Below are 22158 nucleotides of genomic sequence, written 5' to 3'. Positions count from 1 at the left end.
TTGCCAGGTGACGGGTCGCCATTGTTATGATGCCTTTCACGCCGTCGAGGAGTCCGCGCATGCCGTTGCCGTCGCTGAAAGACCAGTTCGCCGCCCTGATCGCCGCGCCCTCGGTCAGTTGCACCCAGCCTGCGCTGGACCAGTCCAACCGCGCGGTCATCGACCTGCTGGCCGGCTGGCTGGGCGACCTGGGCTTCACCTGCGAGATCCAGCAGGTCAGCCCCGGCAAGTTCAACCTCCTGGCCAGCCGCGGCACCGGCCCGGGCGGCCTGGTGCTGGCCGGACACAGCGATACCGTGCCCTACGACCCGCAGCTGTGGCGCAGCGATCCGCTCAAGCTGACCGAGGTCGATGGTCGCTGGGTCGGGCTGGGCAGCTGCGACATGAAAGGCTTCTTCGCCCTGGTCATCGACGCGGTCATCCCGCTGCTTGAGCACGATTTCAAGCAACCGCTGCTGATCCTCGCCACCTGCGACGAGGAAAGCTCGATGTCCGGCGCCCGCGCTCTGGCCGAGGCCGGCCAGCCGCTCGGACGGGCGGCGGTGATCGGCGAGCCCACCGGGCTCAAGCCGATCAGGATGCACAAGGGCATCCTCATGGACCGTATCGACATCCTCGGGCGCAGTGGCCATTCGTCGGATCCGAGCTTGGGCCGCAGCGCCATGGAAGCCATGCACGCGGTGATGGGCGAGCTGATGGGCCTGCGTCGTACCTGGCAGGAGCAGTACCGCAACCCGCAGTTCACGGTGCCGACGCCGACTCTGAACTTCGGCTGCATCCATGGTGGCGACAACCCCAACCGCATCTGTGGCCAGTGCGCCCTGGAGTTCGACCTGCGCCCGCTGCCGGGCATGGATGTCGAGCAGCTGCGCGCGGCGATTCGCGGCAAGATCGCGCCTTTGGCCGAACGCCACGACGTGCGTATCGACTATGCGCCGCTGTTCCCCGAAGTACCGCCATTCGAGCAGGACGCCGACAGTGAACTGGTGCGCCTGGCCGAACGCCTGACCGGTCACCGCGCCGAAGCGGTGGCCTTTGGCACCGAAGCGCCTTATCTTCAGCAGCTCGGTTGCCAGACCATCGTGCTCGGCCCGGGTGACATCGCCTGCGCCCACCAGCCCGGCGAATACCTGGAAATGTCGCGAATCGAGCCTACTGTGCGTCTACTCCGTGACCTGATCCGGCACTATTGCCTGAGCCATTGATCTTTCCCTGACCAGAGGAGACCGCGCGTGACCGCAAGCCTGTTCCGACGATGACTTTCGAACGTTGTGCGCCTTTTCGTTCTCCGTTCACTTATCCACAGGCCCTGTCATGCCCGATTACGTCAACTGGCTGCGTCATGCGTCTCCCTACATCAACGCCCACCGCGACTGCACCTTCGTGGTCATGCTTCCCGGTGATGGCGTCGAACACCCGAACTTCGGCAACATTGTCCACGACCTGGTGCTGCTGCACAGCCTTGGTGTGCGGCTGGTGCTGGTCCACGGCTCGCGCCCGCAAATCGAAAGCCGCCTGGCCGCCCGCGGCTTGACCCCGCACTATCATCACGGCATGCGTATCACCGATGCGGCAACGCTCGACTGCGTGATCGATGCGGTGGGCGCCTTGCGCCTGGCCATCGAGGCGCGCCTGTCGATGGATATGGCGGCCTCTCCGATGCAGGGCTCGCGCCTGCGGGTGGCCTCCGGCAACCTGGTCACGGCGCGGCCGATCGGCGTGCTCGAAGGGGTCGACTACCACCACACCGGCGAAGTGCGCCGGGTTGACCGCAAAGGCATCAACCGCCTGCTCGATGAGCGCTCCATCGTGCTGCTGTCGCCGCTGGGCTATTCGCCGACCGGCGAGATCTTCAACCTCGCCTGCGAGGACGTGGCCACCCGTGCCGCAATCGAACTGGGCGCGGACAAGCTGCTGCTGTTCGGCGCTGAACCTGGCCTGCTGGATGCGCATGGCCAACTGGTGCGTGAGCTGCGGCCACAGCAGATCGCGCCGCACCTGCAACGCCTGGGCAGCGACTACCAGGCCGAGTTGCTGGATGCCGCCGCCGAGGCCTGCAAGGGGGGCGTGGCGCGCAGCCATATCGTCAGCTATGCCGAGGACGGTGCGTTGCTGACCGAGCTGTTCACCCGTGGCGGTGGCGGGACGCTGGTGTCTCAGGAGCAGTTCGAAGTGGTGCGCGAGGCGACCATCGAGGATGTCGGCGGCCTGCTGGAGCTGATCAGCCCGCTGGAAGAGCAGGGCATCCTGGTGCGTCGCTCGCGCGAGGTGCTGGAGCGGGAGATCGAGCAGTTCAGCGTGGTCGAGCGCGAGGGCATGATCATCGCCTGCGCGGCGTTGTACCCGATTGCCGATTCCGAAGCCGGGGAGCTGGCGTGCCTGGCGGTGAACCCGGAGTACCGGCATGGCGGGCGTGGCGACGAACTGCTCGAGCGCATTGAGGAGCGGGCGCGGGCGCTGGGGCTGAACACCCTGTTCGTGCTGACGACCCGCACCGCGCACTGGTTCCGTGAGCGTGGCTTTGCACCCAGTGGCGTGGAACGGCTGCCGGCGGCGCGGGCTTCGCTGTACAACTACCAGCGCAATTCGAAGATCTTCGAGAAGCCGCTCTGATGCCATCGCGGGTCAAGCCCGCTCCCACGGTGTACACGGGCTGGCACACGTGGGAGCGGGCTTGACCCGCGATGCGATGGCAAAGAAAAACGCCGCCCTTGTGGGCGGCGTTTTCGTTTACACGGTATGCAGGTACCAGTTGTACTCGAGGTCGGAGATCGAATGCTCGAACTCCTCCAGCTCGCTCTCCTTGCACGCGACGAAGATGTCGATGTACTTCGGATCGATGTACTTGTTGAGGATCTCGCTGTCGTCCAGCTCGCGCAGGGCATCGCGCAGGTTGTTCGGCAGGCTCTGCTCCAGCTGCTCGTACGAGTTGCCTTCGATCGGCTCGCCCGGTTCGATCTTGTTGGTCAGACCGTGGTGCACGCCGGCCAACACGGCCGCCATCATCAGGTACGGGTTGGCGTCGGCGCCGGCCACCCGGTGCTCGATGCGCACGGCGTCCGGCGAGCCGGTCGGCACGCGCAGGGCCACGGTGCGGTTGTCCAGGCCCCAGCTCGGCGCGTTCGGCACGTAGAACTGCGCGCCGAAACGGCGGTACGAGTTGACGTTCGGGCAGAGGAACGCCATCGAGGCAGGCAGGGTCTCGAGCACACCGCCGACAGCGTGACGTAGCGCGGCGTTCTGCTCGGGATCCTCGCTGGTGAAGATGTTGTTGCCATCCTTGTCCAGCACGGAGATGTGTACATGCAGGCCGTTGCCTGCCTGGCCCGGGTAGGGCTTGGCCATGAATGTGGTGTCCATTTCATGGTCGTAGGCGATGTTCTTGATCAGGCGCTTGAGCAGCACCGCGTAGTCACAGGCCTTGAGCGGGTCGGGGACGTGGTGCAGGTTGACTTCGAACTGCGCCGGGGCGCTTTCCTTGACGATGGCGTCGGCCGGGATGCCTTGCTCCTTCGCGCCTTCGAGGATGTCCTGCAGGCAGTCGGCGTATTCGTCGAGGTCGTCGATCAGGTAGACCTGGGTCGACTGCGGGCGCTTGCCCGAGATCGGCGAGCGCGGCGGCTGCGGACGGCCGTTCACGTTCTCCTGGTCGATCAGGTAGAACTCCAGCTCGAACGCGGCGCAGATGGTCAGGCCCATCTCGGTGAACTTGCTCACCACCTGGCGCAGTACTTCGCGCGGGTCGGCGAAGAAGGGCTCGCCTTCGAGCTCGTGCATGGTCATCAGCAGTTGCGCGGTCGGGCGCTTCTGCCAGGGTTCGTTGGAGAGGGTGCCGGGGATGGGGTAGCAGATACGGTCGGCGTCGCCGATGTCCAGGCCAAGACCTGTGCTTTCGACGGTTGAACCGTTGATATCCAGGGCGAAGAGGGAGGCAGGCAGGTTGATGCCTTTCTCGTAAACCTTGTGGAGGCTGGTGCGCTCGATGCGCTTGCCACGCACCACACCATTCATATCTGCAATCAGAAGGTCAACGTAGAGAACCTCAGGATGTTCCTTAAGGAACGCGTTCGCTTCGTTAAGCTGAACGGCACGCGGGGGTACCGACATGATGCAACACCTTTGTTGTTAAAAATATCAATCAAGGGGGGCTTGCAACCTCAGTCAATCGGAAAGACCAGGTGAAGTCAAGCCAACCCCATGATGCCCTTAAATGGCACATCTACGGCAGATTTGCTGCATATCGGGGCGTGCCATTATCCGCTATTTTTGCCCTGAAGGGTTATCCCGAGCGGGGCGTGTTTTATTTTTTACGGAGAGGTTGTGTAAAAAAATGAACGAGGATAAGCTCGGTCACAACCCAGAACACAATAATACGAGGGTCACATGGTCCGCTTGCCGAGACCTGTCAGCGCCGCATGCACGGTGCGTTCAGGTACATCTCCCGGTTGCCGTCCGGTCATCGCACGCCTGTATCAAAGGGGCGCCGCGCTGGCCGCAATAATTGACGGTTCGCAAAAAAAAACCATACCTCGTAACGCTTTACCGCAACACCTCCTTTCCTTCTGCCCTTCGCTTTCTGTCCGGGCGCGCCGTCATGGCGTGCCTCCACTGTCGTCCTGCGCGAGGGTTTTTGCTTTAGCCATGCACAGCATCCAGAATCAAGGCGCGGGCCTTTCCAGGCCCCTCGGCGCCCTGCGCGCCGACTTTGCCCGACGCCTGGCGTCAGTGGCCGCCGGTTGCCTTCAATCGCGCCACATTACCTCCTGAGGTATTTATGAGTCACAACCTCGACCAGCTCACCGATTGGTTGAAAGAGCACAAGATCACCGAAGTGGAATGCCTGATCAGCGATCTGACCGGCATCACCCGCGGCAAGATCTCGCCCACCAACAAGTTCATCGCCGAGAAAGGCATGCGCCTGCCTGAAAGCGTGCTGCTGCAGACCGTGACCGGCGACTACGTCGACGACGACATCTATTACGAACTGCTCGACCCGGCCGACATCGACATGATCTGCCGCCCCGACGAGAACGCGGTGTTTCTCGTACCGTGGGCCATCGAGCCGACCGCCCAGGTGATCCACGACACCTACGACAAGAAGGGCAACCCGGTCGAACTGTCGCCGCGCAACGTATTGAAGAAGGTCCTGAAACTCTACGCCGACAAGGGCTGGCAGCCGATCGTCGCGCCCGAGATGGAGTTCTACCTCACCAAGCGTAGCGAAGACCCGGACTTTCCGCTGCAGCCGCCGGTGGGTCGTTCCGGCCGTCCGGAAACCGGGCGGCAGTCGTTCTCCATCGAGGCGGCCAACGAATTCGACCCATTGTTCGAGGACGTCTATGACTGGTGCGAATTGCAGCAGCTGGACCTCGACACGCTGATCCACGAGGACGGCACCGCGCAGATGGAAATCAACTTCCGTCACGGCGATGCCCTGCACCTGGCCGACCAGATCCTGGTGTTCAAGCGCACCATGCGCGAGGCCGCGCTCAAGCACAACGTGGCCGCCACCTTCATGGCCAAGCCCATGACCGGCGAGCCGGGCAGCGCGATGCACCTGCACCAGAGCGTGGTCGACGTGGCCACCGGCAAGAACATCTTCTCCAACGCCGACGGCAGCATGAGCAAGCTGTTCCTGCACCATATCGGCGGCTTGCAGAAGTTCATCCCCGAGGCGCTGCCGCTGTTCGCCCCCAACGTCAACTCGTTCCGCCGCTTCCTGCCGGACACCTCGGCACCGGTGAACGTCGAGTGGGGCGAAGAGAACCGTACCGTTGGCCTGCGCGTACCCGATGCCGGCCCGCAGAATCGCCGGGTCGAGAATCGCCTGCCGGGCGCCGACGCCAATCCCTACCTGGCCATCGCCGCGAGCCTGCTGTGCGGCTACATCGGCATGGTCGAAGGCATCGAGGCCAGCGCGCCGGTGCAGGGCCGTGGTTACGAGCGGCGCAACCTGCGCCTGCCGCTGACCATCGAGGACGCCCTCGAGCGCATGGAGAACAGCCGCGCGCTGGTGCAGTACCTGGGCAAGAAATTCATCACCGGCTACGTCGCCACCAAGCGCGCCGAGCATGAGAACTTCAAGCGCGTCATCAGCTCCTGGGAGCGTGAGTTCCTGCTGTTTGCTGTGTGATCAACCCTGAGGCCGCCTGCGGGCGGCCACCGGAAAATGGAGAGGCACATGAGCGTCAACAACCCGCAAACCCGTGAATGGCAAACCCTGAGCGGCGAGCACCACCTTGCACCTTTCAGTGACTACAAGCAGCTGAAGGAGAAGGGGCCGCGCATCATCACCAAGGCGCAGGGCGTGCATTTGTGGGACAGCGAGGGGCACAAGATCCTCGACGGCATGGCCGGCCTGTGGTGCGTGGCGGTCGGCTATGGTCGTGAAGAGCTGGTGCAGGCGGCAGAAAAGCAGATGCGTGAGCTGCCGTACTACAACCTGTTCTTCCAGACCGCTCACCCGCCGGCGCTGGAGTTGGCCAAGGCGATCACCGACGTGGCGCCCAAGGGCATGACCCATGTGTTCTTCACCGGCTCCGGCTCCGAGGGCAACGACACCGTGCTGCGCATGGTCCGTCACTACTGGGCGCTGAAGGGCAAGCCGCACAAGCAGACCATCATCGGCCGCATCAACGGCTACCACGGTTCCACCTTTGCGGGTGCGTGCCTGGGCGGCATGAGCGGCATGCACGAGCAGGGTGGCCTGCCGATTCCGGGCATCGTGCATATCCCGCAGCCGTACTGGTTCGGCGAGGGTGGCGACATGACGCCGGATGAGTTCGGCGTGTGGGCGGCCGAACAGCTGGAGAAGAAGATTCTCGAAGTCGGCGAGGACAATGTCGCCGCCTTCATCGCCGAGCCGATCCAGGGCGCCGGTGGGGTGATCATTCCGCCTGAGACCTACTGGCCGAAGATCAAGGAGATCCTCGCCAAGTACGACATCCTGTTCGTTGCCGACGAAGTGATCTGCGGTTTTGGTCGCACCGGCGAGTGGTTCGGCTCCGACTACTACGACCTTGCGCCTGACCTGATGACCATCGCCAAGGGCCTGACCTCCGGTTACATCCCCATGGGCGGTGTGATCGTGCGTGACAAAGTGGCCAAGGTGATCAGCGAAGGTGGCGATTTCAACCACGGCTTCACCTACTCCGGCCACCCGGTGGCGGCGGCGGTGGGTCTGGAAAACCTGCGCATCCTGCGTGACGAGAAGATTGTCGAGCGTGCCCGCAACGAAACGGCACCGTATTTGCAAAAACGACTGCGTGAGCTGCAGGACCATCCGCTGGTGGGCGAGGTACGCGGCCTGGGCCTGCTCGGCGCGATCGAGCTGGTCAAGGACAAGGCCACCCGCAGCCGTTACGAGGGCAAGGGCGTTGGCATGATCTGCCGCACCCACTGCTTCGAGAACGGCCTGGTGATGCGCGCGGTGGGCGACACCATGATCATCGCGCCGCCGCTGGTGATCAGTCGCGAAGAGATCGACGAACTGGTGGAAAAGGCGCGCAAGTGCCTGGACCTGACCTACGAAGCGGTCAAATGACAGTCTGCTAGGCTGGCGAGGTGACATTAAGTCGTTACAAGGCCCTGCTTCTGTTGAAACAGCGCCTTGTAACTTGCCAGACTAACGGCTGTTTAGTCGCCCAGCGCGCGTCCCGTGGTACCTGGCTGCTGAACAGATGGCTTGATAATAAATTCTGGAGCATTACGCATGAAGAAATTGGGCAAGACGCTGCTGGCCGCGGCCCTGATGGGTGCCATGGCGACCGCTGTTCAGGCTGACGACAAGGTGCTGCACGTCTACAACTGGTCGGACTACATCGCACCGGACACCGTGGCCAACTTCGAGAAGCAGACCGGCATCAAGGTGGTCTACGACGTCTTCGACAGCAACGAGACCCTCGAAGCCAAGCTGCTGGCGGGCAAGTCGGGCTACGACATCGTCGTGCCATCGAACAACTTCCTGGCCAAGCAAATCAAGGCCGGCGTCTATCAAGAGCTGGACCGCTCCAAGTTGCCCAACTGGAAGAACCTCGACCCGGCACTGCTCAAGGCCGTGGGCGATGCCAGCGACCCAGGCAACAAGTTCGCCTTCCCTTACATGTGGGGTTCGATCGGCATCGGCTACAACCCGGAGAAGGTCAAGGCCGCGCTGGGCGTGGACAAGATCGACTCGTGGGACGCCGTGTTCAAGCCTGAGAACATCGCCAAGCTCAAGAGCTGTGGCGTGAGCTTCCTCGATGCCCCGACCGAGATGATCCCGGCCGCGCTGCACTACCTGGGCCTGCCCAGCGACAGCACCAAGAAGGAAGACCTGAAGGCCGCGGAAGACCTGTTCCTGAAGATCCGTCCTTCGATCACCTACTTCCACTCTTCCAAGTACATCTCGGACCTGGCCAACGGCAACATCTGCGTGGCCGTGGGTTACTCGGGTGACCTGGAGCAGTCCAAGGCCCGTGCCCACGAGGCCGGCGACAAGGTCAAGCTGAGCTACACCATTCCGAAGGAAGGTGCCGGCACCTTCTATGACATGGTCGCCATTCCGAAAGACGCCGAGAACGTCGAGGCCGCCTACAAGTTCATGGACTTCCTGCTGCAACCGGAAGTGATGGCCGGCATCACCAATGCCGTGCGCTTCCCGAACGGCAACAAGGCAGCCACCCCGCTGGTGGACAAAGAGATCACCAGCGATCCGGCGATCTACCCGTCCGATGAAGTGAAGGCCAAGCTGTACGCCATCAAGGCGCCGGAAAAGACCGCCCAGCGCGAGATCACCCGCAGCTGGACCAAGATCAAGTCGGGCAAGTAAGCCCGATGCAAGGCCCTCTGGGCCGGGGTTTCCCGGCCTGGAGGCAGGTTAAGGCAAATAAGTTTGCGGCATCCACGCCGTGAAGGTAAGTTGCGCGCCGGTTTTGCGTGTGCGGCCGAGGTTTACTGCCCGCAAAGGCACTGATTGTGAGGACCACCCACTTGTCTATTTCTGTTTTTCGCAAGGCCTTGATGGCCGGAGCGGGTCTGACGCTGGCTTGCAGCGTCCAAGCGGCGCCCACGGTGCACATCTACAACTGGTCCGACTACGTTGGCCCCAATACCCTCGCCGATTTCCAGAAGGAAACCGGCATCACCCCGAAATACGACGTCTTCGACAGCAACGAGACGCTGGAAGGCAAACTGCTGGCCGGGCGCACCGGCTATGACGTGGTCGTGCCGTCCAACCATTTCCTCGGCAAGCAGATCAAGGCGGGCGCTTTCCAGAAGCTCGACCGTGACCTGCTGCCCAACTACGTGAACCTCGACCCGGCGCTGATGAAGCGTCTGGAGAAGAACGACCCGGGCAACCAGTACGCCGTCCCTTACCTGTGGGGCACCAATGGCATCGGCTACAACGTCGAGAAGGTCAAGGCGGTACTGGGCACCGACAAGATCGACTCCTGGGCGGTGCTGTTCGAACCCGAGAACATGAAGAAGCTCAGCCAGTGCGGCGTGGCCTTCCTCGACTCGGCCGACGAGATGCTCCCGGCGGTGCTCAACTACATGGGCCTGGACCCGAACAGCAGCAACCCCAAGGACTACCAGAAGGCGGAAGAGAAACTGCTGGCCGTGCGCCCGTACGTGACCTACTTCCACTCATCGAAGTACATCACCGATCTCGCCAACGGCGACATCTGCGTGGCCGCCGGCTTCTCCGGCGACATTTTCCAGGCCAAGGCCCGCGCTGAAGAAGCGAAGAAGGGCGTGAAACTGGCCTACGCCATTCCCAAGGAAGGCGGCAACCTCTGGTTCGATGTGCTGGCGATTCCCAAGGACGCCAGCAACGTCAAGGAGGCCCACGCCTTCATCAACTATTTGCTGAAACCTGAGGTGATCGCCCAGGTCAGTGATTACGTCGGTTACGCCAACCCGAACCCCAAGGCTGGCGACCTGATGGACCAGGCCGTGAGGACTGACGCCGCGGTTTACCCACCGCAGGAAGTGCTGGACAAGATGTTCGTCAACGCTGAGTTGCCACCCAAGGTGCAACGTTTGATGACCCGCAGCTGGACCAAGGTCAAGTCGGGCAAGTAACAATCCAGGCCCGCCAGCGCAGCGGCGGGCACATAAATCTTGTTGGGAGTTTCACTCATGGCAGTTGCCTCCGGTGCCTATAAGAAAGCCCTCGAGGGTGGCCAGCAACCCAAGCAGGTGCTGGTCAAGATCGACCGGGTCACAAAAAAATTCGACGAAACGGTAGCCGTGGACGATGTGTCCCTGGAAATCCGCAAGGGTGAGATCTTCGCCCTGCTGGGCGGCTCCGGGTCCGGCAAATCGACCTTGCTGCGCATGCTGGCCGGCTTCGAGCGTCCGACCGAAGGGCGGATCTTCCTCGATGGCGTCGACATCACCGACATGCCGCCCTACGAGCGGCCGATCAACATGATGTTCCAGTCCTACGCGCTGTTCCCGCACATGACCGTGGCGCAGAACATCGCCTTCGGCCTGCAGCAGGACAAGATGCCCAAGGCCGAGATCGAAGCCCGCGTGGCCGAGATGCTCAAGCTGGTGCACATGACCCAGTACGCCAAGCGCAAGCCGCACCAGCTGTCCGGTGGCCAGCGTCAGCGCGTGGCCCTGGCCCGCTCGCTGGCCAAGCGCCCGAAACTGTTGCTGCTCGACGAGCCGATGGGCGCGCTGGACAAGAAACTGCGTTCGCAGATGCAGCTGGAACTGGTGGAGATCATCGAGCGCGTGGGCGTGACCTGCGTGATGGTGACCCACGACCAGGAAGAGGCCATGACCATGGCCCAGCGCATCGCCATCATGCACCTGGGCTGGATCGCCCAGATCGGCAGCCCGATCGACGTCTATGAAACCCCGACCAGCCGCCTGGTTTGCGAGTTCATCGGCAACGTCAATCTGTTCGAGGGCGAGGTGGTCGACGACGCCGAAGGCCACGCGATCATTGCCAGCCCGGAACTGGAGCGCAAGATCTACGTCGGCCACGGTGTCACCACCTCGGTCGAGGACAAGCACATCACCTACGCCCTGCGTCCGGAGAAGCTGCTGGTCACCACCGAGCAGCCGACCTGCGAGCATAACTGGTCGCGCGGCAAGGTCCACGACATCGCGTACCTCGGCGGCCACTCGGTGTTCTACGTCGAGCTGCCCGGCGGCAAGATCGTCCAGTCGTTCGTCGCCAACGCCGAGCGCCAGGGCACCCGCCCGACCTGGGATGACGAAGTCTACGTGTGGTGGGAAGACGACAGCGGCGTGGTACTGCGCTCATGAAACCACGAAAGCTCAAACGAGCCCTCCAGCGCTTGATCCCCGAAGGACGGCACATGGTGATCGGCGTGCCGTTCATCTGGCTGTTCCTGTTCTTCATGCTGCCGTTCTTCATCGTATTGAAGATCAGCTTTGCCGAAGCCGACGTGGCGATTCCGCCGTACACCGAGATCTATACCTATCTGGAAGGCAAGGTCCAGCTGGTGCTGAACCTGGCCAACTACGGCCTGCTGACCGAGGATGAACTGTACATCGCGGCCTACCTCGGCTCGTTGAAAGTGGCCTTCTTCAGCACCTTGCTGTGCCTGCTGATCGGCTACCCGATGGCCTATGCCATCTCCAAGGCGAACAAGGAATCGCAGACGGTCCTGCTGCTGCTGATCATGATGCCGACCTGGACCGCGATCCTGATCCGCGTCTATGCCTGGATGGGCATCCTCAGCAACAACGGGCTGCTCAACAGCTTCCTGTTGTGGCTGGGCCTGATCGACCAGCCGCTGCAGATTCTCAACACCAACCTGGCGGTATATATCGGCGTGGTCTATTCGTACCTGCCGTTCATGATCCTGCCGTTGTACGCCAACCTGGTGAAGCATGACCAGAGCCTGCTCGAAGCCGCATCGGACCTGGGTTCGAGCACCTTCAACAGCTTCTGGAAAATCACCGTGCCGCTGTCGAAGAACGGCATCATCGCCGGGTGCATGCTGGTGTTCATCCCTGTGGTCGGTGAGTTCGTCATCCCGGAACTGCTGGGCGGTCCGGAAACCCTGATGATCGGTAAAGTGCTGTGGCAGGAGTTCTTCAACAACCGCGACTGGCCGGTGGCATCCGCCCTGGCGGTGGTGATGCTGGCGATCCTGATCGTGCCGATCCTGCTGTTCAACCGTAGCCAGGCCAAAGAGATGGAGGGCCGCGCATGAAACGCTTCAGTTTCTCCAAGCTGATGCTGGTGCTCGGCTTGCTGTTCATCTACCTGCCGATGCTGATCCTGGTGATCTACTCGTTCAACGCCTCGAAACTGGTGACGGTGTGGGGCGGCTGGTCGGTGAAGTGGTACGTCGGCCTGCTCGACAACACCCAGCTGATGGGTTCGGTGATGCGCTCGCTGGAGATCGCCTGCTACACGGCGGTCGCCGCCGTGGCGCTGGGCACCCTGGCGGCCTTCGTGCTGACCCGGGTCACCCGCTTCAAGGGCCGCACCCTGTTCGGTGGCCTGGTCACCGCGCCGCTGGTGATGCCCGAGGTGATCACCGGTCTGTCGCTGCTGCTGCTGTTCGTGGCCATGGCGCAGATGATCGGCTGGCCCCAGGAGCGGGGCATCGTCACCATCTGGATCGCCCACACCACGTTCTGCGCCGCCTATGTGGCGGTGGTGGTGTCGGCGCGCCTGCGCGAGCTGGACCTGTCCATCGAAGAGGCGGCCATGGACCTGGGCGCCAAGCCGTGGAAGGTGTTCTTCCTGATCACCATCCCGATGATCGCGCCGTCGCTGGCGGCGGGCGGCATGATGTCGTTCGCCCTGTCGCTGGATGACCTGGTGCTGGCCAGCTTCGTCTCCGGCCCGGGCTCGACCACCCTGCCGATGGAAGTGTTCTCGGCCGTGCGCCTGGGCGTGAAGCCGGAGATCAACGCCGTGGCCAGCCTGATCCTGCTGTCGGTGTCGCTGGTGACCTTCCTGGTCTGGTACTTCAGCCGCCAGGCCGAAGAGCGTCGCCGCCGGGCGATCCAGCAGGCCATCGAAGAGGGCGCCGCGGCGAACGTCTCGCAGCCGCAGGTGCGTCGTCCGGCCCAGGCCACCGCGCAGGCCTGAGCCAACGCATCGCGGGGCAAGTCGCATCGGCGCACCGATGCGACTTGCCCCGCGATCGTTTCAGCCCTGGTCCGGCCAGTTCCAGGCCGGTTCATCCAGCATGCCTTGTCCGACGATACCGGTCTGCCCCAAGTTTTTCTCCAGGTGGATCGAATTGCAGTCGGCATCCTCCTCCAGCGCCGCCACCAGCCGGGGCGCGTGCGATACCACCCATACCTGACATTGCTGGGCCGCGCGGCGGATCAGGCGTGCCAGTGCCGGCAGCAGGTCCGGGTGCAGGCTGGTCTCCGGCTCGTTGAGCACCATCATGCTCGGCGGGCGCGGCGTGAGCAGGGCCGCCACCAGCAACAGGTAGCGCAGGGTCCCGTCGGACAGCTCCGCGGCGCTCAGCGGCCGCAGCAGTCCGGCCTGGTGCAAGCGCAGGCCGAACAGACCGCCGGGCTGGGCATCGACCGCGAGCCGGGCGCCGGGAAAGGCGTCGCCCACGGCGTCCTGCAGGGCTTGCAGGTCGCCGATCTCGTCGATGGTCTGCAGGGCGGCGGCGAGGTCACGGCCGTCGTGATGCAGCACCGGCGTGCGCGTGCCCAGCCGTGATTGCCGGGCAGGGGCCTCGGCATCGGTACGGAAATGGTCATAGAAGCGCCAGCTGCGGATCTGCTCGCGCAGATGCGGCACCTCGGGGGAGCCCTGGAGGCTGCCGACCTGGTCGAACAGGCTGTCGAACTCGGTCATGTGCTGGTGCAGCACCTGCCATTGGCGCCCATCGCGGGCCTTGACCATCCCTGCATTGCGCTGCACCAGCAGGCTGGCGGGGCGGCACAGGGGGCCTGCCCAGATCGTCTCCTGCTTGATCTGCGGGTCCAGGGCGAACTTTGACCGGCTGGGTTCGGGCAGGCCGAGGCTGATCGCGTAGCCGAAGTCTTCGCCAGCGAAGCCCATCTTCAGGCGCCTGGCCTGCTGGCGTGGCCCGCCTTGCACCGGCACCTCGCCGTTGAGCATGCGCCGGGAGAGTTTCTCGGGGCCGGCCCAGAAGGTCGACTCCAGCCCGCCCTCGGCTGCCAGCGCGTTGACCACGCCGCCGCGGGCGGTCTCGGCCAGCAGGCGCAAGGCTTTGTACAGGTTGGACTTGCCGCTGCCGTTGGCACCGGTGATCACGTTGAGCTGCCCGAGCGGCATCACCAGCTGGTTGATCGAGCGGTAGTTGGCAATGGCCAGGGTGGTCAGCATCAGCATTGTCCTTGAGCGTCTGGCCCACAGTATCGCCGATAGCGCTGTGCTTTGTTGAACCGACATCGGTGTCGTTTGTCCATCCCTGATCTACGCTTTCAAACGCATCCCTCACTCCCTTTGTCGAAGCAAGGAGCCTGCATGACGGTAACGCGTCCGCTGATGGTCGTTTGCCTGGGGCTGCTGTTCATGCTGACGGGCTGTGGTAAAGAGGAGGCCGCGCCGGTGTTGCCCCGGGTCGCGGTGCAACAGGTGCAGCCCACCGACTTCGCCGCCCGGGTCACCTTGACCGGAGACGTGCAGGCGCGGGTGCAGACCGACCTGTCGTTCCGCGTGGGCGGCAAGATCATCGCCCGCGGCGTCGATGTCGGCGACCACGTCAAGGCCAACCAGGTGCTGGCGCGCCTGGATCCGAAGGACCTGCAGAACAACGTCGACTCGGCCAAGGCCGAGGTGTTCGCCGAGCAGGCGCGGGTTACCCAGGCCAGCGCCGCGTTCGTGCGTCAGCAGAAGCTCCTGCCCAAGGGCTACACCAGCCAGAGCGAGTACGACTCCGCCGAAGCCGCGCTGCGCAGCAGCCAGAGCGCGCTCAAGGCCGCCCAGGCGCAGTTGGCCAACGCCAACGAACAGTTGAGCTACACGGCGCTGGTGTCCGAAGCCGACGGGGTGATCACCGCGCGCCAGGCCGAAGTCGGCCAGGTGGTGCAGGCGACCATGCCGATCTTCAGCCTGGCGGTCGATGGCGACCGTGACGCGGTGTTCAATGTCTACGAATCGTTGCTGGTGAAGTCCCCCAGCGACGAGGGCGTTGTCGTCAGCCTCTTGGACAACCCGGCGATCAAGGCCGAGGGCCGGGTCCGCGAGATTACCCCGACGGTCTCCGCCGAGAGCGGCACGGTGCAGGTCAAGGTCGCGCTGCGCAACGTGCCGGCGGGCATGCAACTGGGGTCGCCGGTCACGGCCACTGGCAACACCCAGGGGCGGCCCAGCATCGAGCTGCCGTGGTCGGCCCTGACCAAGGCGCTGAAGGAGCCGGCGGTGTGGGTGGTGGGCGAGGGCGACAAGGTTGAATTGCGCAAGGTCCAGGTCGCGCGCTACCTCACCGGCAAGGTGGTGATCGCTGACGGTATCAAGGGCGGCGAGACCGTGGTGGTGGGCGGTGGGCAGCTGCTGCATCCGGACATGCAGGTCGAGAAGGTCAGCGCCAAGGACGGAGGGGCCGCGCCATGAAACGTCAGTTGCTGATACTGTCGGCCAGCCTGATGCTGGGCGCCTGCGGTGGCGATGAGGCGCCACCTGAGGCGATCCGTCCGGTGCTCTCGACACTGGTCGAGCCGCAGGTACAGTCGCAGCTGGGCCGCTTTGCCGGCGCCATCCAGGCCCGCTATGAAAGCACTTTGGGTTTTCGGGTGTCCGGACGCATCGCCCGGCGCTGGCTGGATGTCGGCGCCCGGGTAAGCCCAGGCGACACCCTGGCGACCCTCGATCCGACCGACCAGCAAAACCAGCTGCGCGCCGCCGAAGGCGACCTGGCCAAGGTCCAGGCGCAATGGATCAACGCCCAGGCCAATGCCCGCCGCCAGCAGCAGCTGTACGACCGTGGCGTCGGCGCCCAGGCCCAGCTGGATATCGCCCAGACTGACCTGAAAACCACCGGCGCCGCGCTGGAGCAGGCACGCTCGGCGGTCAGCCAGGCCCGCGACCAGCTCGGCTACAGCACCCTGCGCAGTGATCATGCGGCGGTGGTCACCGCCTGGCAGGCCGAGGCGGGGCAGACCGTCAGCGCCGGTCAGGCGGTCGTCACCCTGGCCCGCCCGGACGTCAAGGAGGCGGTGATCGACCTGCCGATTCCGCTCGCCGAACAGCTGGACAAGGACCTCACCTTTACCGTCGCTTCGCAGCTCGACCCAGGCATCAACACCACCGCCACGCTGCGCGAGCTCGAGCCACAGGCTGACGCCACCACCCGTACCCGTCGCGCCCGATTGACCCTGACCAGCACGCCCGATGCCTTTCACCTGGGCACCGCGGTCAGCGTGACCCTGACCTCGGCGGTGAGCCCGCGCAGCGAGCTGCCGTTGACCGCGCTGCTCGAGCGGGACGGCAAGACCCAGGTGTGGGTGGTCGATCCGCAGCAGAAAACCGTGGCTACCCGCGATGTCGCGTTGATCGAACGTACCGCCGACAGCATCGTCCTTGCCTCCGGGGTGCAGCCCGGCGAGCGCGTGGTGACCGCTGGCGTGAACAGCCTCAAGCCCGGCCAGAAGGTCACCTTCGACGAGGACGCGCAATGAAAGGAAGCTTCAACCTCTCGGAATGGGCGCTGAAGCACCAGTCCTTCGTCTGGTACCTGATGTTCGTTGGCCTGCTGATGGGGATCTTCTCCTACTTCAATCTCGGCCGTGAGGAAGATCCATCCTTCACCATCAAGACCATGGTCATCCAGACCCGCTGGCCCGGCGCCACCCAGGACGAGACCCTCTACCAGGTCACCGACCGCATCGAGAAGAAGCTCGAGGAACTGGACTCCCTCGACTACGTGAAAAGCTACACCCGTCCAGGGGAATCCACCGTCTACGTCTACCTGCGTGACACCACCAAGGCCAAGGACATTCCCCAGATCTGGTACCAGGTGCGCAAGAAGATCCAGGACATCCGCGGGCAGTTCCCCGCAGGCATCCAGGGCCCGGGCTTCAATGACGAGTTCGGCGACGTGTTCGGCTCGATCTACGCGTTTACCGCCGACGGCCTCACGCTGCGGCAACTGCGCGATTATGTGGAAGTGGCGCGGGCCGAAGTGCGCGAGGTGCCCAACATCGGCAAGGTCGAGCTGATCGGGACCCAGGACGAAGTGCTCTACCTGAACTTCTCCACCCGCAAGCTGGCCGCGCTTGGCATCGACCAGCGCCAGGCCATGCAGGCCCTGCAGCAGCAAAACGCGGTGACCCCGGCCGGGGTGATCGAGGCCGGGCCCGAGCGCATCTCGGTGCGCACTACCGGGCAGTTCGCCTCGGAGAAGGACCTGCAGACGGTGAACCTGCGTATCAACGATCGCTTCTTCCGCCTGGCCGACATCGCCGATATCGAGCGCGGCTATGTCGACCCGCCGTCGCCGATGTTCCGTTTCAATGGCCAGACGGCCATTGGCCTGGCGATCGGCATGAAGGCCGGCGCGAACATCGAGGTGTTCGGCGCCGCCCTGAAAGCGCGGATGGACAGCATCGTCCGCGACCTGCCGGTGGGGGTTGGCGTGCACAACGTGTCTGACCAGGCAGTGGTGGTCAAGCAGGCGGTCGGCGGCTTCACCAGCGCGCTGTTCGAAGCCGTGGTGATCGTGCTGGCGGTGAGCTTCGTCAGCCTGGGCATTCGCGCGGGGCTGGTGGTGGCCTGCTCGATTCCGCTGGTGCTGGCGATGGTGTTCGTGTTCATGGAGTACAGCGACATTACCATGCAGCGGATCTCGCTCGGTGCGCTGATTATCGCCCTGGGGTTGTTGGTGGACGACGCGATGATCACTGTCGAGGTGATGGTCACGCGCCTGGAGATGGGCGAGACCAAGGAGCAGGCGGCCACCTTCGCCTATACCTCCACGGCGTTCCCCATGCTCACCGGCACCCTGGTGACGGTGGCCGGCTTCGTGCCTATCGGCCTCAACGCCAGTTCCGCGGGCGAGTACACCTACACCCTGTTCGCGGTGATTGCCGTGGCCTTGCTGGTGTCCTGGGTGGTGGCGGTATTTTTTGCGCCGGTACTGGGCGTGCACATTCTCAGCAGCAGCAAGCTCAAGCCCCATGAGGCCGAGCCCGGGCGTGTCGGCCGGGCGTTCGAAGGCGGGCTGCTGTGGTGCATGCGCCACCGCTGGCTGACCATCATCGGCACGGTGCTGCTGTTCGCCCTGTCGATCTTCAGCATGCGTTTCGTGCAGAACCAGTTCTTCCCGTCGTCGGACCGGCCGGAGATCCTGGTCGACCTGAACCTGCCGCAGAATGCCTCGATCGAGGAAACGCGCAAAGTCGTCGACCGCCTGGAGGCGCGGATCAAGGACGACCCGGACCTGGTGCACTGGAGCACCTACATCGGCCAGGGCGCGATCCGTTTCTACCTGCCCCTCGACCAGCAGTTGCAGAACCCGTACTACGCCCAGCTGGTGATCGTCAGCAAGGGTTTCGAGGAGCGCGAGGGCATGATGCAGCGCCTGCAGAAGCTGCTGCGTGAGGAGTTCGTCGGCATCGGTACCAACGTTCAGTCGCTGGAGATGGGGCCCCCGGTGGGCCGGCCGATCCAGTACCGGGTCAGCGGCAAGGATATCGACCAGGTGCGCAAGCACGCCATCGAACTGGCGACCCTGCTCGACAGCAACGAACACATCGGCGAGATGATCTACGACTGGAACGAGCCCGGTAAGGTGCTGCGCATCGAGATCGCTCAGGACAAGGCGCGCCAGCTGGGCCTGTCGTCCGAGGATGTGGCCAATGTGATGAACAGCATCGTCAGCGGCGTGCCGGTCACCCAGATCAACGACAACATCTACCTGGTCAATGTGGTGGCCCGCGCCGAAGACAGCGAACGCGGCTCGCCGGATACCTTGCAGAACCTGCAGATCGTCACGCCCAGCGGCGCCTCGATTCCTCTGTTGGCCTTCGCCACGGTGCGCTATGAGCAGGAGCAACCGCTGGTATGGCGTCGCGACCGCAAGCCGACCATCACCATCAAGGCCTCGGTGGTCGGTGATATCCAGCCCACCGACCTGGTAGCCGAACTCAAGCCCAGTATCGAAGGCTTTGCCAGCCAGCTGCCGGTGGGTTATGAGGTGGCCACCGGCGGTACGGTGGAGGAGAGCAGCAAGGCCCAGGGACCGATCGCCGACGTCATCCCGTTGATGCTGTTCCTGATGGCGACCTTCCTGATGATCCAGCTGCACAGCGTGCAGAAGCTGTTCTTGGTGGTCAGCGTCGCGCCCCTGGGGCTGATCGGCGTGGTGCTGGCGCTGGTGCCCACGGGTACCCCGATGGGCTTCGTGGCGATCCTCGGGATCCTCGCGCTGGCAGGGATCATCATTCGCAACTCGGTGATCCTGGTGACCCAGATCGACGAATTCGAAGAGCAGGGCTATACGCCGTGGGATGCGGTGGTGGAGGCGACCAACCACCGCCGCCGGCCGATCCTGCTGACGGCGGCGGCGGCGAGCCTGGGCATGATCCCGATCGCCCGGGAAGTGTTCTGGGGGCCGATGGCCTACGCCATGATCGGCGGCATCATCAGTGCAACGCTGCTGACGCTGCTGTTCCTGCCGGCGCTGTATGTGGCCTGGTACAAGATTCGCGAGCCCGAGGACAAAACCCCGCGACCGCATTGACCCCTGTAGGAGCGGCCTTGTGTCGCGATGGGCCGCATGGCGGCCCCAGGATCTGGGCATCTTGCAGAATTGTCGGGGCTGCTGCGCAGCCCATCGCGACACAAGGCCGCTCCTACAGGTCATCCTTTTAAAGTTGGTTATATAAACATTCTTAAACAGTATTTTTAAGAATATCCGCGCCTCACTAGTATTGCCCTCAAGCCAGGCGCAATCCCCTTCAAAACCTCTGCCCGGCACCCTTACTCACAGGAGAACGAGCATGAGTGCATCCCTGCGCAGCATCGACGGTCAGGACGAAGCCACCATTCTGCGTGAAATCCAGAGCGCGCTGCGCGACCTGCGCTTCGGCGCGGTGGAGATCACCGTGCACAACGCCCAGGTGGTGCAGATCGAACGCAAGGAGAAGTTCCGCCTGCAGCAGCCCGGCAACAAGTCCGGCTGACACCGCATCACTTCAAAAACTAGAAAAATGCCAATCGGGAGCTTCACCATGTCCATCCGCCGTTATGCGCTTGCCGCCCTGGCCAGTGCCGTTTTTGCCGGTTCCGCGATCGCCAAGGACTACGAACTGCTGAACGTGTCCTATGACCCGACCCGCGAGCTGTACCAGCAGTACAACGCCGAGTTCATCAAGCACTGGCAAGCCGCCCACCCGGGCGACAAGGTGAAGATCCAGCAGTCCCACGGTGGTTCGGGCAAGCAAGGGCGTGCGGTGATCGACGGCTTGCGCGCCGACGTGGTGACCCTGGCCCTGGCCGGTGACATCGACGAGATCGCCAAGCTCGGCAAGACCCTGCCGGAGGACTGGCAGAAGCGCCTGCCGGACGCCAGCACGCCGTACACCTCGACCATCGTATTCCTTGTGCGCAAGGGCAACCCGAAAGGCATCAAGGACTGGGGCGACCTGATCAAGAAGGATGTCTCGGTCATCACCCCCAACCCGAAAACCTCCGGCGGCGCCCGCTGGAATTTCCTCGCCGCCTGGGCCTACGGCCTGAAGACCGGTGGCAGCGAAGACAAGGCCAAGGCTTACGTGCAGGAGCTGTTCAAGCACGTGCCGGTGCTCGATACCGGCGCCCGTGGCTCGACCATCACCTTCGTCAACAACGGCCAGGGCGATGTGCTGCTGGCCTGGGAAAACGAGGCCTTCCTGGCGTTGAAGGAAGACGGCGGCGCCGACAAGTTCGAGATCGTCGTGCCTTCGCTGTCGATCCTGGCCGAGCCACCGGTGGCGGTGGTCGACAAGAACGCCGAGAAGAAGGGCAACGAGAAGATCGCCGAGGAGTACCTCAAGCACCTGTACAGCCCGGCTGGCCAGAAGATCGCCGCAGAGAACTTCTACCGTCCGCGTGACGCGAAGGTCGCCGCCGAATTCGGCCAGCAGTTCCCGAAACTGGACCTGGTGACCATCGACAAGGACTTCGGTGGCTGGAAGACTGCGCAGCCGAAGTTCTTCAATGATGGTGGGGTGTTCGACCAGATCTATCAGGCACAGTAAGCGGTATGGAGAAGCGGGGCCGCTGTGCGGCCCTTTCGCGACACAAGGCCGCTCCTACAAGAATCCGCGATCCCCTGTAGGAGCGGCCTTGTGTCGCGAAAGGGCTGCGCAGCAGCCCCAGGATTCAGAAGCCTGCACCGGCCCGGGAGCGCTCCCGGGCTTCGTGCGTTCAACCAGGGACCTTTATGTCACGTCGCATTTCCCCCGTCATACCCGGCTTCGGGCTGACGCTGGGCTACACCTTGGTGTACCTCAGCCTGATCGTGCTGATACCGCTGGCGGCCATGTTCATCCATGCCGCGCAGCTCACCTGGGAGCAGTTCTGGAACATCATCAGCGCACCACGGGTGCTGGCCGCGCTGAAGCTGAGTTTCGGTACCGCCCTGTTCGCCGCCATCATCAACGGCGTGATCGGCACCCTGCTGGCCTGGGTGCTGGTGCGCTACACCTTCCCCGGGCGCAAGATCATCGACGCGATGATCGACCTGCCGTTCGCCCTGCCCACCGCCGTCGCCGGTATCGCCCTGACCGCCCTGTACGCCCCGGCGGGCTGGGTCGGCCAGTTCGCCACCGACCTCGGTTTCAAGATCGCCTACACGCCGCTTGGCATCACCCTGGCGCTGACCTTCGTCACCCTGCCGTTCGTGGTGCGCACGGTGCAGCCGGTGCTGGCTGACATTCCGCGTGAAGTGGAAGAAGCCGCCGCCTGCCTGGGCGCGAAACCGCTGCAGGTGTTCCGCCACGTGCTGGCGCCCGCCTTGCTGCCGGCCTGGCTGACCGGCTTCGCCCTGGCCTTCGCCCGGGGCGTGGGTGAGTACGGCTCGGTGATCTTCATCGCCGGTAACATGCCGATGAAGACCGAGATCCTGCCGCTGCTGATCATGGTCAAGCTCGACCAGTACGACTACACCGGCGCCACCGCCATCGGCGTGCTGATGCTGGTGGTTTCCTTCATCCTGCTGCTGCTGATCAACCTGCTGCAGCGGCGCATCGAAACCCCTTGAA

At 63.8% G+C, this 22158-nt stretch carries 17 protein-coding genes; 15 read left to right on the top strand and 2 right to left on the bottom strand.

Annotation, left to right across the window (positions count from 1 at the left end; all coding sequences use genetic code 11):
• Positions 1-59: 59 nt before the first annotated feature.
• Positions 60-1205, top strand: a complete 1146-nt coding sequence (gene argE, locus AC25M7_RS01590) for an acetylornithine deacetylase (RefSeq protein WP_069015903.1) — start codon at positions 60-62, stop codon at positions 1203-1205.
• Positions 1206-1314: 109 nt separating this feature from the next.
• Positions 1315-2613, top strand: a complete 1299-nt coding sequence (gene argA, locus AC25M7_RS01585; RefSeq protein ID WP_028688544.1) for an amino-acid N-acetyltransferase — start codon at positions 1315-1317, stop codon at positions 2611-2613.
• 117 nt (positions 2614-2730) lie between these two features.
• On the opposite strand, the gene AC25M7_RS01580 is transcribed toward argA, so the two are convergent.
• On the bottom strand, positions 2731-4107 hold the full coding sequence (locus AC25M7_RS01580) for a glutamine synthetase family protein (RefSeq protein ID WP_028688543.1): 1377 nt from the start codon (positions 4105-4107) through the stop codon (positions 2731-2733).
• Positions 4108-4774: 667 nt separating this feature from the next.
• Here AC25M7_RS01580 and AC25M7_RS01575 point away from each other — a divergent pair.
• The 7 genes from AC25M7_RS01575 (at position 4775) to AC25M7_RS01545 (ending at position 13072) form a co-directional block, all read left to right on the top strand.
• Complete coding sequence (locus tag AC25M7_RS01575; RefSeq protein WP_062359862.1) at positions 4775-6133, top strand: glutamine synthetase family protein; 1359 nt, start codon at positions 4775-4777, stop codon at positions 6131-6133.
• Between the two features lie 48 nt (positions 6134-6181).
• Entirely contained in the window at positions 6182-7543 is a 1362-nt protein-coding gene (locus tag AC25M7_RS01570) for an aspartate aminotransferase family protein (protein ID WP_028688541.1), read from the top strand.
• Between the two features lie 168 nt (positions 7544-7711).
• Positions 7712-8809 (top strand): polyamine ABC transporter substrate-binding protein, encoded by a 1098-nt coding sequence (locus AC25M7_RS01565; protein WP_011536274.1) that lies wholly within the window; start codon positions 7712-7714, stop codon positions 8807-8809.
• Positions 8810-8970: 161 nt separating this feature from the next.
• Positions 8971-10065, top strand: a complete 1095-nt coding sequence (locus AC25M7_RS01560; protein ID WP_062359858.1) for a polyamine ABC transporter substrate-binding protein — start codon at positions 8971-8973, stop codon at positions 10063-10065.
• A 57-nt stretch (positions 10066-10122) separates the two neighbouring features.
• Positions 10123-11265: a polyamine ABC transporter ATP-binding protein gene (gene potA, locus AC25M7_RS01555; protein WP_062359856.1), complete on the top strand. Its 1143-nt coding sequence runs from the start codon at positions 10123-10125 to the stop codon at positions 11263-11265.
• A 35-nt stretch (positions 11266-11300) separates the two neighbouring features.
• Complete coding sequence (locus tag AC25M7_RS01550) at positions 11301-12182, top strand: ABC transporter permease subunit (RefSeq protein WP_175406148.1); 882 nt, start codon at positions 11301-11303, stop codon at positions 12180-12182.
• Complete coding sequence (locus AC25M7_RS01545; protein ID WP_028688537.1) at positions 12179-13072, top strand: ABC transporter permease subunit; 894 nt, start codon at positions 12179-12181, stop codon at positions 13070-13072. Before AC25M7_RS01550 ends, AC25M7_RS01545 begins: the two co-directional genes overlap by 4 nt.
• A gap of 60 nt (positions 13073-13132) precedes the next feature.
• Here AC25M7_RS01545 and AC25M7_RS01540 read toward each other — a convergent pair whose 3' ends face one another.
• A complete protein-coding gene (locus AC25M7_RS01540) occupies positions 13133-14299 on the bottom strand; it encodes an AAA family ATPase (protein ID WP_062359854.1) in 1167 nt (388 codons plus the stop codon).
• A 141-nt stretch (positions 14300-14440) separates the two neighbouring features.
• Between AC25M7_RS01540 and AC25M7_RS01535 the strand changes: the two genes are divergently transcribed.
• The 6 genes from AC25M7_RS01535 (at position 14441) to cysT (ending at position 22157) form a co-directional block, all read left to right on the top strand.
• A complete protein-coding gene (locus AC25M7_RS01535; protein ID WP_062359852.1) occupies positions 14441-15529 on the top strand; it encodes an efflux RND transporter periplasmic adaptor subunit in 1089 nt (362 codons plus the stop codon).
• Positions 15526-16593 carry an efflux RND transporter periplasmic adaptor subunit gene (locus AC25M7_RS01530; RefSeq protein WP_028688534.1) on the top strand — a complete coding sequence of 356 codons (1068 nt, stop codon included), beginning with the start codon at positions 15526-15528 and terminating at the stop codon, positions 16591-16593. The genes AC25M7_RS01535 and AC25M7_RS01530 overlap by 4 nt, the downstream gene beginning before the upstream one ends.
• Positions 16590-19655: an efflux RND transporter permease subunit gene (locus AC25M7_RS01525; RefSeq protein ID WP_028688533.1), complete on the top strand. Its 3066-nt coding sequence runs from the start codon at positions 16590-16592 to the stop codon at positions 19653-19655. The genes AC25M7_RS01530 and AC25M7_RS01525 overlap by 4 nt, the downstream gene beginning before the upstream one ends.
• Positions 19656-19914: 259 nt before the next feature.
• On the top strand, positions 19915-20097 hold the full coding sequence (gene oscA, locus AC25M7_RS01520; protein WP_016489716.1) for a sulfur starvation response protein OscA: 183 nt from the start codon (positions 19915-19917) through the stop codon (positions 20095-20097).
• Positions 20098-20145: 48 nt separating this feature from the next.
• Positions 20146-21153, top strand: coding sequence for a sulfate ABC transporter substrate-binding protein (locus tag AC25M7_RS01515; RefSeq protein WP_062359850.1), 1008 nt, complete (start codon positions 20146-20148; stop codon positions 21151-21153).
• A 185-nt stretch (positions 21154-21338) separates the two neighbouring features.
• Entirely contained in the window at positions 21339-22157 is an 819-nt protein-coding gene (cysT, locus tag AC25M7_RS01510; RefSeq protein WP_104833771.1) for a sulfate ABC transporter permease subunit CysT, read from the top strand.
• Position 22158: the final 1 nt, after the last annotated feature.

This window comes from Pseudomonas sp. P106(2024) (genome assembly GCF_057480815.1).
Note: the sequence above shows the minus strand (reverse complement) of the source record. Positions and strands in the feature narration are given on the sequence as shown.

Bases quoted from the DNA above. Each gene is read 5' to 3' on its own strand.
- AC25M7_RS01535 (WP_062359852.1), top strand. From the start codon at position 14,441: ATGACGGTAACGCGTCCGCTGATGGTCGTTTGCCTGGGGCTGCTGTTC.
- AC25M7_RS01525 (WP_028688533.1), top strand. From the start codon at position 16,590: ATGAAAGGAAGCTTCAACCTCTCGGAATGGGCGCTGAAGCACCAGTCC.
- AC25M7_RS01530 (WP_028688534.1), top strand. From the start codon at position 15,526: ATGAAACGTCAGTTGCTGATACTGTCGGCCAGCCTGATGCTGGGCGCC.
- cysT (WP_104833771.1), top strand. From the start codon at position 21,339: ATGTCACGTCGCATTTCCCCCGTCATACCCGGCTTCGGGCTGACGCTG.
- AC25M7_RS01570 (WP_028688541.1), top strand. From the start codon at position 6,182: ATGAGCGTCAACAACCCGCAAACCCGTGAATGGCAAACCCTGAGCGGC.
- AC25M7_RS01545 (WP_028688537.1), top strand. From the start codon at position 12,179: ATGAAACGCTTCAGTTTCTCCAAGCTGATGCTGGTGCTCGGCTTGCTG.
- AC25M7_RS01540 (WP_062359854.1), bottom strand. From the start codon at position 14,299: ATGCTGACCACCCTGGCCATTGCCAACTACCGCTCGATCAACCAGCTG.
- potA (WP_062359856.1), top strand. From the start codon at position 10,123: ATGGCAGTTGCCTCCGGTGCCTATAAGAAAGCCCTCGAGGGTGGCCAG.
- AC25M7_RS01515 (WP_062359850.1), top strand. From the start codon at position 20,146: ATGTCCATCCGCCGTTATGCGCTTGCCGCCCTGGCCAGTGCCGTTTTT.
- AC25M7_RS01575 (WP_062359862.1), top strand. From the start codon at position 4,775: ATGAGTCACAACCTCGACCAGCTCACCGATTGGTTGAAAGAGCACAAG.
- AC25M7_RS01565 (WP_011536274.1), top strand. From the start codon at position 7,712: ATGAAGAAATTGGGCAAGACGCTGCTGGCCGCGGCCCTGATGGGTGCC.
- AC25M7_RS01580 (WP_028688543.1), bottom strand. From the start codon at position 4,107: ATGTCGGTACCCCCGCGTGCCGTTCAGCTTAACGAAGCGAACGCGTTC.
- argA (WP_028688544.1), top strand. From the start codon at position 1,315: ATGCCCGATTACGTCAACTGGCTGCGTCATGCGTCTCCCTACATCAAC.
- oscA (WP_016489716.1), top strand. From the start codon at position 19,915: ATGAGTGCATCCCTGCGCAGCATCGACGGTCAGGACGAAGCCACCATT.
- argE (WP_069015903.1), top strand. From the start codon at position 60: ATGCCGTTGCCGTCGCTGAAAGACCAGTTCGCCGCCCTGATCGCCGCG.